10 protein-coding genes are annotated in these 12,053 nt (G+C 74.0%); 9 read left to right on the top strand and 1 reads right to left on the bottom strand.

Annotated elements, in window-relative coordinates:
- Positions 1–28: 28 nt before the first annotated feature.
- From J7I94_RS12905 to J7I94_RS12865, 9 genes are all read left to right on the top strand, one after another.
- Complete coding sequence (locus J7I94_RS12905; RefSeq protein WP_215167209.1) at positions 29–2,392, top strand: SpoIIE family protein phosphatase; 2,364 nt, start codon at positions 29–31, stop codon at positions 2,390–2,392.
- Between the two features lie 206 nt (positions 2,393–2,598).
- Positions 2,599–3,015, top strand: coding sequence for an STAS domain-containing protein (locus J7I94_RS12900; RefSeq protein ID WP_215167202.1), 417 nt, complete (start codon positions 2,599–2,601; stop codon positions 3,013–3,015).
- Between the two features lie 168 nt (positions 3,016–3,183).
- Entirely contained in the window at positions 3,184–4,083 is a 900-nt protein-coding gene (locus tag J7I94_RS12895; protein ID WP_215167201.1) for an STAS domain-containing protein, read from the top strand.
- Positions 4,080–4,499 carry an STAS domain-containing protein gene (locus J7I94_RS12890; RefSeq protein WP_215167200.1) on the top strand — a complete coding sequence of 140 codons (420 nt, stop codon included), beginning with the start codon at positions 4,080–4,082 and terminating at the stop codon, positions 4,497–4,499. Before J7I94_RS12895 ends, J7I94_RS12890 begins: the two co-directional genes overlap by 4 nt.
- Positions 4,499–4,939: an anti-sigma regulatory factor gene (locus J7I94_RS12885; protein WP_215167199.1), complete on the top strand. Its 441-nt coding sequence runs from the start codon at positions 4,499–4,501 to the stop codon at positions 4,937–4,939. The genes J7I94_RS12890 and J7I94_RS12885 overlap by 1 nt, the downstream gene beginning before the upstream one ends.
- Positions 4,940–6,010: an ATP-binding SpoIIE family protein phosphatase gene (locus J7I94_RS12880; RefSeq protein ID WP_215167198.1), complete on the top strand. Its 1,071-nt coding sequence runs from the start codon at positions 4,940–4,942 to the stop codon at positions 6,008–6,010.
- Complete coding sequence (locus tag J7I94_RS12875; RefSeq protein ID WP_215167197.1) at positions 6,010–7,728, top strand: PP2C family protein-serine/threonine phosphatase; 1,719 nt, start codon at positions 6,010–6,012, stop codon at positions 7,726–7,728. The genes J7I94_RS12880 and J7I94_RS12875 overlap by 1 nt, the downstream gene beginning before the upstream one ends.
- A gap of 147 nt (positions 7,729–7,875) precedes the next feature.
- On the top strand, positions 7,876–9,243 hold the full coding sequence (locus J7I94_RS12870) for an NAD(P)/FAD-dependent oxidoreductase (protein ID WP_308114555.1): 1,368 nt from the start codon (positions 7,876–7,878) through the stop codon (positions 9,241–9,243).
- Positions 9,244–9,332: 89 nt separating this feature from the next.
- Entirely contained in the window at positions 9,333–11,579 is a 2,247-nt protein-coding gene (locus tag J7I94_RS12865) for an FUSC family protein (RefSeq protein ID WP_215167196.1), read from the top strand.
- Positions 11,580–11,609: 30 nt separating this feature from the next.
- Here the strand turns inward: J7I94_RS12865 and J7I94_RS12860 are convergent, their stop codons facing one another.
- Positions 11,610–12,041, bottom strand: a complete 432-nt coding sequence (locus J7I94_RS12860) for a hypothetical protein (protein WP_215167195.1) — start codon at positions 12,039–12,041, stop codon at positions 11,610–11,612.
- Positions 12,042–12,053: the final 12 nt, after the last annotated feature.

The following is a 12,053-nucleotide window of genomic DNA, read 5'->3' as shown; positions in this document are numbered from 1 at the left end:
CGGACCCGACGGACCCGTCGGTGACTTCGTGGGCGACCTCGTGGGCGTCTCCGCCGGGTCGCCCGTGGGCCGGCTGGCGGCCACCGTGGAGCGGCTCAGCCGCGAGGTGAGCCGGGCCCAGGCGGAGGCCGAGGGACGCGCCCTGATCGAACTGGCCAAGGGCATCCTGGTCGAACGGCTCGGCTGCGGCCCGGCGCAGGCCGCCCGGCAGCTCGCCGAGCTGGCCGAGCAGGCCCAGGTGACGCCGCTGGAGTTCGCGGTGGACGTCATCAACCAGGCCGCCCGGGACCGGATGTCGGAGGTGACCGACGCCTTCCTGGCGGCCACCGCCGCCGCCGAGGCCGAGGACGAGCAGGCGGCGGAGTCGGCCGCGGTGCGGCTGCGGGCCGCCGAGAGCGGGGCGCTGGCCGCCGACGACACCCAGGCCGTCGCCGACGCCCTGCTGGAGCAGGCGCTGCGGCCGCTGGGCGCGGTGGCCGTGGCGATCTGGGCGGCGGGCTCCGACGGCTCGCTCACCCTGGCCGGCAGCGCTGGCTTCTCCCCCGCCGAAGCGGCCCGCTGGCGGTACGTGCCGCCGGACGTCGCGACGGTGGCCCGCTCTGGCCTGACCGGCCGGGACGGGCGGTGGATCACCTCGCTGGCGGACACCGGGCTGCCCAGCCTCGGCCGGCACCAGTACCCCCGGGGCGGCCGGGTGGCGCTGCCCGCGGGGACCGGCGGGCGGGTGCACGGCGTCCTGGAGATCGCCTGGCCGGTGCCGCTGGCCCCGCAGCCCCCGCAGGTCGTCCGGCAGGTGGAGGCGCTGGCCGAGCTGTGCGCGCACACGCTGGAGACGCGCGTACCGGTGCCGGGCGCCGGGCTGGAGCCGCGGGTGCTGCCGGACGCGGCGGAGCTGATGGACCTGGCCGACGGACTGCACGACCCGGCCCTGGTCCTGGTGCCCCACCTGGACGACTCCGGGAGCCTGGCCGACTTCCTCATCCAGCACGTCAACGACCGCTTCCTGGACCCGGCGGGGCGGCCCCGTGCCGTGGTGAACGGCGCGCTGCTGCTCCAGGCGTACCCGATGGCCGCCGGGGACAGCGCACTGTTCCAGAACGTGGAGCGGGTGTACGCCACCGGGGAGCCGTTCCGGGCGCACCGGATGAACCTGACCGCCCTCGTCGACCAGGTCGCGCTGTCGGCGGTCGCGGACATCAGCATCAGCCGGCACGGCAACGCCGTCCTGCTGATCTGGCGCATCGAGGACGAGACGGCGCGGCTGGCCAGCCTGCTCCAGCACGCCCAGCGGCTCGGGCGCATCGGCGGGTTCGAGGAGAACCTGCTGACCGGCGAGATCACCTGGAACGGGCAGCTGTTCGACCTGTACGGGCGTCCGGAGACGAGCACCCCGGTGCCGCTGGAGCAGTTGCCGGCCCACGCCCACCCGGACGACGCCGTCACCATCGGCCGGTTCCTGCGCACCCTGATGCACCACCGGCGGCCGGCCTCGGCGGCGTTCCGGCTGGCCCGGCCGGACGGCGTGACCCGGCACATCCGGGTGGTGGCCGAGCCGGTCCTGGACACCGACGACCGGCTGCTGATGCTGCGCGGCGCCTGCCAGGACATCTCGGCGCAGCACTGGACCGAGGTGGCGCTGGCCGCCACCCGGGACCAGCTCGCCCACACCGAGCAGCAGGCCAGCGAACGCAACCGGCTGACCCTGCAGCTGCAGCACGCCATCATGCCGCCCGCGCAGGCGCCGCTGCGGATGGACGGCCTCCAGGTCGCCGTCCGCTACCGGCCCGCGGAGACCGAGCAGCTGGTGGGCGGCGACTGGTACGACGCGGTGGTGCTGCCGAACCGGCTGGTGCTGCTGTGCGTGGGCGACGTGGCCGGGCACGGCATAGAGGCCGCGACCACCATGGTGGTCCTGCGCAACGCGCTGCGCGGCCTGGCGGTGACCGGGGCGGGCCCGGGCCAGCTGCTGTCCTGGCTGAACATCGTGGCGCACCATCTGACCGGCGGGGTGACCGCGACGGCGGTGTGCGGTCTGTACGACCCCACCCGGCGCACCCTGCGCTGGGCCCGGGCGGGCCATCTGCCGCCGGTGCTGGTGCGGGACGGGTCGGCGGCGCCGCTGCCGCTGGTCAAGGGCATGCTGCTGGGCGCGGTCCCGGAGGCCCGGTACGAGGAGGCCGAGACGCAACTGGCCGCCGACGACACCCTGTTGATGTACACGGACGGTCTGGTCGAGCGGCGGGACCGTTCCGTGGAGGAGTCGCTGAGCCAGTTGCTGACCACCGTACGGACCGCGCCGACCACGCTGGACCAGCAGCTGGACCGCCTGCTCACCTACAGCAGGTCGGACACGGACGACGACACCTGTCTGGTGGGCGTCCGCCTCGCGTGAGCCCGGCGCGCGTGTACCCGCTGCCCGTCCGGCAGGCATGAAGGGCGCGGCAGCGGGTATGCGCGCGTGCGCGGTGAGGACGCCGCGGACGAGGGGGACCTGGCATGCGATGAGATCTTGATCACCCGCGCGCCCCGGAAAGGGCACGCATCGAAGTGACTCACGGGGGTAACCGGCCTGGCTGTCCGCATCTGATGGAGGTACACGTGCCCATTGCCCAGAATCCGCTGTCCGTCGAGGTGACCCTGCCCCGGCAGGACGTGGCGCTGCTCACCGTCGAGGGTTACCTGGACGTCGACACCGCGACGGAGTTCCAGCACCACCTGGCCAACCAGCTCCACCACGGCCGGCGGCACTTCCTGCTCGACCTGTCGGCGGTGCCGTTCATGGACTCCTCCGGCATGAACATCATCCTGCGGGTCTACCAGGAGGCCCGGGACCTGCCGGGCAGCGTGCACATCATCCGGCCCACCTCCGCGGTGCGCCGCATATTGGACCTCACCGGCGTCAGCATCACGGTCCCCGTCTCGGAGAGCGTGGAGGACGCGCTCGCCCTCGTCGACGAAGGGGCCGCCGCCGGACGGGACGGGGAGCAGGACGGGGAGCGGGAGCACGGCGGCTGACCGGCGCCGCTCGCCCGGCCGCGGCTCGCGCCGGCCGTCCGGCGAGCTGCCGCACGAGGTGTCGTACGAGGTCGGCGGGTGGTTACAGTTGTCGCCCGGCAGAGTCACGTCGCCGGCCCGTTGCCGCAACGGTTCGCGCGACGCAGTTGCGGATGAGGAGTGAAACAGGTGCCGGAGCACGCAGTGGACACAACGCCCGGAACGCCGACCGGTGAGGTCCGCGACTTCCTGCGCGGTCGTCGCGAGCAGATCGCGCAGCGCTGGGCGGACGAGCCCCTGTTCCGGGCCGTGTTCACGGTCTCGCGGGACGAGGCGGTGGAGGCGGGCAGGGCCGTGGTCGACGCCCTGGCCGAGGTCGCGGACGTGGCGCGGGTGGAGGACCCGGACGCCGCCGGATTCGCTCCCGTACGGGAGCAGTTGGGGCGGATGGCCGCGGCCCGTTCCCGGGCCGGTCTGAGCACCGGGCAGATCTCCAGCGAACTGGCGTCGCTGCGTCCGCCCGTGGAGAACCTGCTCCTGGAGGACCTGCGGGACGCCCCGGCCGACCACGCCCGGGCCTGTACGACCACGCTGAGCGTGCTCATGGGCACCCTGCGGGTCCTGGTCATGCAGACCGCGCTGAGCGAGGGGCAGGCCCTCATCGACCGGCAGCGCCTGCAGCTGATGGAGGTGGCCACGCCGGTCATCAAGCTGTGGGACGGCATCGTGGCGGTCCCGCTGATCGGGACGCTGGACAGCGCCCGCAGCCAGGTGGTGATGGAGACGCTGCTGGAGGCCATCGTCGAGCAGCAGGCGCGGTACGCGATCCTGGACATCACCGGGGTGCCGACGGTCGACTCGCTGGTGGCCCAGCACCTGATGAAGACGGTCCAGGCGGCCCGGCTGATGGGCGCGGAGTGCATCGTCTCCGGCATCCGCCCGGCGATCGCGCAGACCATCGTCCACCTCGGCCTGGACCTGGGCGGGGTGATCACCCGCGCCGGCCTCGCCGACGCGCTGGGCTACGCGCTGCACAAGCTGGGCGCCGGCATCTTCAACACCTCGCCGAACGGTACGGACCAGCGGTGAGCCAGGCCTTCTCCGGCCCCTCCGCCGGACACGTCCCGGTGCTCAGGCTGGGGCAGGTCCTGCTCGTCACCCTCCAGGGAGACCTGCACGACAGCACCGCCCAGCAGCTCCAGCAGGACCTCTCCGAGACGGTGGTGGCCAGCGGGGCCACCGGTGTGGTCATCGACATCTCCGGCGTGGAGATCGTCGACTCCTTCCTCGGCCGGGTGCTGGCCGAGATCGCCGCCCAGTCGAGTCTGCTGGCCGCCCGGACCGTGATCGTCGGCATGCGGCCCGCGGTCGCGATCACCCTGGTGGAGCTGGGTCTGACGCTGCCCGGGCTGCACACCGCGCTCAGCACCGAGGCGGCCATGGAGCTGCTGGACGTGCCCGTCCCGTCCGCCCGTCCCGGCGCCCCGCGCCCGGAGCGTCCGTGATGGGCACGGCAGCGGGCGTCGAGGCCCGCCTGCCGATCCGTTCGGACCTGGATCTGATGTGGGTGCGCCAGCACGTGCGGCAGGCCGCCGCCCAGCTCGGCTTCGGCCTGGTGGACCAGACCAAGCTGGTGACCGCGGCCAGCGAACTGGCCCGCAACACCCTGGTGTACGGCGGTGGCGGCACGATGGAGTCGCAGCACCTCGTCGACGGCTCCGCGCACGGGCTGCGGCTGGTCTTCAGCGACCAGGGGCCGGGCATCGCGGACGTGGAGCAGGCGCTCAGCGACGGCTACACCTCCGGCGGCGGACTGGGCATGGGCCTGGGCGGGGCACGCCGCCTGGTGCACGAGTTCGCGATCGAGAGCGCCCCGGGCGCCGGTACGACGGTCCGGGTGACGTCCTGGACCGGTCGGCCTCCCAGGCCGCGTGAGGAGTTCTGAATGCCGCGCGTGTGGGAGGTGCCGGTGCACGACTCGACCCGGGTGCGCGACGCCCGGGTCGCGGCCGAGCACGCGGCCGCCGCCGCCTCGCTGGACGAGCCGCGCACCGCGGTGGCGGCGCTGGTCGCCACCGAGCTGGCCACCAATCTGCTCAAGCACGCGGGCGGCGGCCGGGTCCTCATCGACGTCGTGGCGCCGCCCGTGCTGGCAGCCGGCCGGGACGCGGACCCGGTGGTGCAGATCGCGGCGATCGACCACGGCCCGGGCATCGCCGACGTGGCCGAGGCGCTGCGCGACGGGTTCTCCACCGCGGGGTCGCTCGGCGCGGGCCTGGGCACCTGCCGGCGGATCGCCGGCCACTTCGAGCTGCACAGTGTCCCGGGCCGGGGCACGGTGGCGCTGGCCCGGGTCGGCGCCGCGCTGCCCCGGACGGGCGCCGGCCCGGACGCCCCGGGGCTGACGGCCGGGGTCCGGGCGGGCGGGGTGAACGTGCCGTTCGGCGGGGCGGAGTACTCGGGGGACGCCTGGGCGTGGGTGCGGTCCGGGGACCGGGTGACGCTGATGCTGGCGGACGGGCTGGGCCACGGCCCGGAGGCGGCCCTCGCCTCCACGGCCGCCGCCGACGCCCTGCGCGCGTCGGCCGGGCTGCCGCCCGCCGAGGCGCTGCGTCGGCTGGACGGGGCGCTGCGCGGTACCCGGGGGGCGGCCGTCGCGGTGGCCCAGGTCGATCTGCGGGCCGGGCGGCTGCGGTTCGCCGGGATCGGCAACGTGGGGGCGCGGCTGTGCGCGGCCGGGGTGTGGCGCCCGCTGGTGTCCCGGCCCGGGATCGTCGGGGTGCACCGGCCGGGGACCCTGCGCGAGGAGGAGGCAGTCTGGGGCGACGACCACCTGCTCATCCTGCACAGCGACGGCCTGCCCAGCCGCTGGACGCCGCCGCCCGAGACGTGCCGCCCCTGCGTCGACCCCGCCGTCACGGCCGCGGTGACCGTGCGCGACGCCAGCAGCCCGGCGCGTCCGGTGCGGGACGACACCGCCGTGGCCGTGCTGACCTCGAACCCGTCGGACCGGTGATGATGCGTACGTGGCAGATCTCCGGCGTCCTCGACGCGGCCCGGGCGCGTATCGCCACCGCCCGGCTGGCCGCCGCGTACGGGGTGCCGCCGCTGGAACGGACCCGGCTGTCGGCGGCGCTCAGCGCGCATCTGCGCCAGTGCCTGACCAAGGGCGGCACCTGGCGGCTCACCCTGAACCCGATCGCGCGGGAGTGCGGGGAGGGCCGCCTGGAGGTGCTGGTGACGCCGTCCCGTGAGGTGTCGGAGGCGGGCCAGCCGCCCTGGCGGATGACGCTGGTGTGCCGGGAGCCGGACCGCGCGCCGGAGGCGGGCGCGGTGGCCGACGACCCGGCGGCACTGGCGGAGGCGCTGCTGGGCGCCGACGAGGACACCGCGCTGGTGCTGCGCAAGCTGCGCGAACAGGAGGAACTGGTCGCCTTCCACCGGGAGGAGCTCCAGCAGACCAACCAGGGCGTGGTGGCGCTCCACGCCGAACTGGACGCCGCCGGGCGGGCGCAGCGGGAGGCGTTCGCCGCCGAGCGCAAGGCGCGCACCGAGGCGGAGGAGGCCCGGCGCCGGCTGACGTTCCTGGCGGACGCCAGCGCGGTGCTGACCACGCCGCTCAACCACCACGAGATCCTGCGCCGCCTCCCGGACCTGCTGGTGCCCGCCTACGCCGGGAACGTCGACCTGTGGCTGTTCGAGACCGACGGCGACGCGCGCGGCGCCACGGCCCATCCGGCGGCGCTGACCGCGGCCCGCACCGGGCGTCCGCAGTACGCCGCCGGCCATCCGGGGCGGCTTGCCGGCGTCGACGACCACCCGCCGTCCCCGGAGCACACGGACCGGCCGGTGCTGTGCATCCCGCTGCCCACCCGGCGCGAGCCGCTGGGCGTGCTGACCATGTCGCCGCCCGGGGAGCGCTGGGACCCCGACGACGCCGTGATGCTGGTGGAGCTGACCCGGCGGGCCAGCATCGCCATCGACAACGCGCGGCGCTACGAGCACAACCGGGACATCGCCGAGACGCTGCAGCGCGCGCTGCTGACGGAACTGCCCACGCCCGGCTTCCTCGGCATGGCCGCCCGCTATCTGCCGGCCGCCCAGGGAATGAACATCGGCGGCGACTGGTACGACGCGTTCCGTCAGCCCGACGGCGGGGTGATCGCGGTGGTCGGCGACGTCACCGGGCACGGGCTGCACGCGGCGGTCATGATGAGCCAGCTGCGCACCGCGCTGCGCGCCTACGCGGTGGACGGCGGCAGCCCCGGCCGCCTGCTGACCCGGCTCCACAACTTCCTGCACAACCTCCAGCCCGACCTGTACGCCACCGCCGTCATCGCCCGCTTCCACCCGGACGAGCCGACGATGACCTGGGCGGCGGCCGGCCATCCGCCGCCGGTGCTGCGCGGCCCGGACGGCCGGGTGCGCATCCTGGACGCCAAGCCCGGCGCCATGCTGGGCATTCCGCTCAAGCAGGACATCGCCGACCACACCGTACGGGTGGCGCCCGGGACCACGCTGGCGCTGTACACGGACGGTCTGGTGGAGCGGCGGGCGCGGGGCATAGACCCGGGCATCGAACGGCTGGCGGCGGCGCTCGGGTCGTTCGGACCGGCGGAGCTGGACATCGACCTGGGGGGTGCGGCCGACGGCATCCTGGGCCCGCTGCTGAGCGACTCCGAGCGGGACGACGACGTGTGCCTGCTCCTGTGCCACCTGCGGGATCAGGGCTGAGCCGGCGGGTGTGTTCGCCGGGCTGCCGCGTCCGGCTGGCGAAACGGCGGACGGCGCGATGAGATCGGTGGGTGCGAAGCAGCGATCCAGGGGCAGGCGAAGGACGTTCGAGGAAGACCGCCCGGAGCCGCAGAAAGGGATGACACCGTGACACGACCCAGGATCCTGGTGGTCGGCGCAGGTTTCGCCGGTGTGGAGTGCGTCCGCCGCCTGGAGAGGAAACTCTCCCCGGGCGAGGCGGAGATCACGCTGGTGACGCCCTTCGCCTACCAGCTCTACCTGCCCCTGCTGCCCCAGGTCGCCTCCGGCGTCCTGACCCCCCAGTCGGTCGCGGTCTCGCTGCGCCGCAGCAGCAAGTACCGCACCCGGATCATCCCCGGGGGCGCCATCGGTGTGGACCTGAAGGCCAAGGTCTGTGTGGTGCGCAGCATCACCGGCAAGATCGTCAACGAGCCGTTCGACTACATCGTGCTCTCGCCCGGCAGCATCACCCGCACCTTCGACATCCCCGGGCTGACCGACACCGCGTTCGGCATGAAGACCCTGGCGGAGGCCGCGTACATCCGGGACCACGTCATCACCCAGCTCGACCTGGCCGACGCCAGCGACGACCCCGCCGAGCGTGCCTCCCGGCTGCAGTTCGTGGTGGTCGGCGGCGGCTATGCCGGTACGGAGACTGCGGCCTGCCTCCAGCGCCTGACGTGCGCCGCCGTCAAGCGCTACCCCCGGCTGGACCCGAAGCTCATCAAGTGGCACCTGATCGACATCGCCCCGAAGCTGATGCCCGAGCTGGGCGACAAGCTGGGCCGCAGCGCCCTGGAGATCCTGCGCCGGCGCGGCATCGAGATCTCGCTGGGCGTCTCCATCGCCAAGGCCGCTCCGGAGGAGGTCACCTTCACCGACGGCCGGGTGATCCCGACCCGCACGCTCATCTGGACCGCGGGCGTCGCCGCCAGTCCGCTCATCGCCACGCTCGGCGCGGAGACGGTCAAGGGCCGGCTCGCGGTCACCGCCGAGATGTGCCTGCCCGACCACGACGGGATCTTCGCGCTCGGTGACGCGGCGGCCGTGCCCGACCTCGCCAAGGGCCAGGACGGCGCCGTCTGCCCGCCGACCGCGCAGCACGCGATGCGCCAGGGCGTCCACGTCGCCGACAACGTCATCGCCGCCCTGCGCGGTCAGCCGATGCGGCCGTACGTCCACAAGGACCTGGGTCTGGTCGTCGATCTCGGCGGGGCGGACGCGGTGTCCAAGCCGCTGGGCGTGGAGCTGCGGGGCGTGCCCGCGCAGGCGGTGGCCCGCGGCTACCACTGGTCGGCGCTGCGCACCGGCGTCGCCAAGACCCGGGTGATGACCAACTGGCTGCTCAACGCGGTGGCCGGCGACGACTTCGTACGCACCGGCTTCCAGGCCCGCAAACCGGCCAAGCTGAAGGACTTCGAGTACACCGACGCCTACCTGTCGCCGGAAGAGGTCCGGGCCCATGTCGAGGGGGCCGGCCGGGCGACGACCTGACCCGGCGCGCGGGACCCGGTCACGGCATGAGATGCTGAGAAGTCGATCTAGGTGTTGGACCGGGTTCGACCAGGGGAGAGTACGGCGGCGTGAAGGCAGCGGGGCGCTCGGTGCGGACACGGCTGCGGGACCGCGTCGCCGCCTCCGATCCAGGACTGCTCCGGCTGGTCGCCGGGCTGCGGACGGTGGGCGCGATCGCGCTGGCGCTCGCCGTGCTGGCCGTGCGCGGCTCCGACGTCCCGCATCTGGTGGCGGGCGCGATGGCGGCGATGGTCGCCACCTTCGCCATCCAGGAGAAGCAGCGCGGCCCGCAGGCCGTCACCCTGGCTCTGGGACTGCCCGTCGCGCTCGCCTCGGTGTCCCTGGCGGCACTGCTCGCCTCGCGGGTGGTGATCGGCGACGCCTTCTTCGTCGTCCTCATCTTCTGTGCCGTCTACGGCCGCCGGTTCGGCGACCGGGGCACGGCGCTCGGCCTGATCGGCTTCCAGCTGTACTTCGTCTCCCTGTTCGTCGGGGCGACCGTGGCGGAGCTGCCGGAGCTGTACCTTTCCCTGGCCGTGGCCTTCGCGTCCAGTGCCCTGGTCCGGTTCGCGATCGTGCCGGCGACCCCGGCGGGCATCCTCCAGCGGCTGCGGCAGGCCTTCCGGGCCCGGCTGGCCCAGTTGATCTCCGCCCAGCTGGAACTGCTGGACGCCGGTCCGGACGACATCGACAAGGTGCTGGAGGACCTGCGGGAGGGCCACGCCCGGCTGCACGAGACGGCGCTGATGATCCAGACCCGGCTGGACGACAACACGCTGGACGCCTCCACGACCCGGCTGGTGCAGCGCCGTATCGCGGACGCCGAGATCGCCGCCGAGCGGCTCGGGCTGCTGCTGCTGACCGCGCGCAGCGCCCGGCGGGCGGACACCCTCACCCTGCACCTGCCGGGCGCCCCGGCGCCGTCGGTGCGCCGGATGCCGGGCGCGGACGAGGCCGTCACGCTGCTGCGCCGTGACCTCACCGCACTGCGGGAACTGGTGGTACGGCCACCCGCCGAGGCGCGCGGCACCGCCCTGTCCCACCTGCGCAACCGGTTGCTGGGCTACCGCGACGAGGAGAACCTGCCCACCGCGTCCCCGGCCGTCCAGGACGTCTTCCGCGGCATCGGTGAGACGGCCCGCGCGGTCATGGGCCTCAGGGTCGCCCTGGACGGGCCGCAGGACGAGTCCGACGACTCCCCCGCCACCACCCGCTCCCGCGAGGAGCTGGACGCCGAGGACGCGGCGATCGACGCCGGGGAGGAGGAGGCGGACGAGGCGGAGCCGACCGGGCTGCGGCGGCCCACCACGCGCGCGGCCGTGCAGGTCGCGGTCGGCTCGTCGCTGGCCATCGTCGGCGGCGAGATGCTCTCCGCGCAGCGCTGGTACTGGGCGGTGCTCACCTGCTGGATCGTGTTCATCAACACCGCGTCCACCGGCGAGATCCTGGTCAAGGGCTACCGGCGGCTGCTGGGCACGGTCTTCGGGGTGGTGGCCGGGATCGTCCTGGCCGGGCTGGTCGGACAGCACACCTGGACGGCGTTCGCGCTGGTCCTGGTGTTCATCTTCGCGATGTTCTACACGGCGCCGCTGTCGTACACCCTGATGTCGTTCTTCGTCACCGCCATGCTGGGGCTGCTGTACACCCTGCTGCACACCTACAGCATGTCGGTGCTGCTGCTGCGGGTGGAGGAGACGGCGCTCGGCGCGGCCTGCGGGGTGGTGGCGGCGGCGCTGGTGCTGCCGGTGCGCACCGACAGCCGTACGGACGACCTGCTCGGCACGGTCCTGGAGCGGCTCACCGACGTCACCGAGGGCGCCGTGGACCAGCTCAGCGGCGGGCCGGCCGCCGATCTGCTGGACCGGGCGCGCGACCTCGACCAGGCCCTCGGCGATCTGCGCGGCGCCACCCAGCCGCTGACGCACCCGATCACGCCCCTGCGGGCCCGGCGGGACACCGCGCGGTACGTGGTGGCGCTCCTGGAGACCTGCGCGTACCACGCGCGTTCGCTGGCGGCGACGGCCGAGCTGCTGCCCGCCCACCCGTCCATCGCGGCCGACCCCCGGCTGCGCGGCGCGGTACGGCGCACGGTACGCAACATCGGGGCGATCGCGGCGCACGTCGCGGACCCGAGCACGGCCGTGGAGGTCGAGACCGGGCCCAGTATCGCCTCGCTGCTGGAGTACGACACCGCCGGCGTCCCGCGCTACGGCCGGATCACCGGCCGGGTGCTGCGCCACCTGGAGCGGCTGGACGAGGCGGTGACCGGACTCGCCCGGCCGCTGGGCGTGCCCGTGGCGACGCCGAAGCGGTGACGGCGGGGCTCGCCCGGGGGCCGCGGGCGGTCAGAAGTCGCTGGGCAGGCCGCTCGCCTCGGCGATGCCGCGCAGTTCCTCGTTCTGCCGGTGGCGTTCCTTGAGGTAGTCGGCAATCTCACCGAGGCGGTCCGGGTCGGAGGCGGTGGCCGCGTCGGTGACCACGCGGATCGGCCCGGTCTCCTCGGTGCTGATCTCGATCACCTCGTTGTCGAGCCGGCCCGTCACCGCGGTCGCGATGACCAGGGCGGCCTCGTCGCGGATCTCCTGGGGCAGGGCGTCGGCGTCCTGCCCGTCGAGGGCGAAGTCGATGGTGGGCATCTGCTGGTCGTCGATCGCCCGTAGAACCGGCTCCACGACGCTGAGCAGCATCCGGTAGTCCTCGCTGTCCATCCGGACGCGCAGAAGGTCGAGGTAGACGTCCACGGGACGGCCGTCCGGCGGAATCTCGTGTTCGTTCATCTGCTCCGTGTT

It is taken from the genome of Streptomyces sp. ISL-12 (genome assembly GCF_018614415.1).
GTDB lineage: Bacteria > Actinomycetota > Actinomycetes > Streptomycetales > Streptomycetaceae > Streptomyces.
The sequence above is the reverse complement of the archived record's forward strand: the minus strand, read 5'-3'. Positions and strand labels throughout refer to the sequence as shown.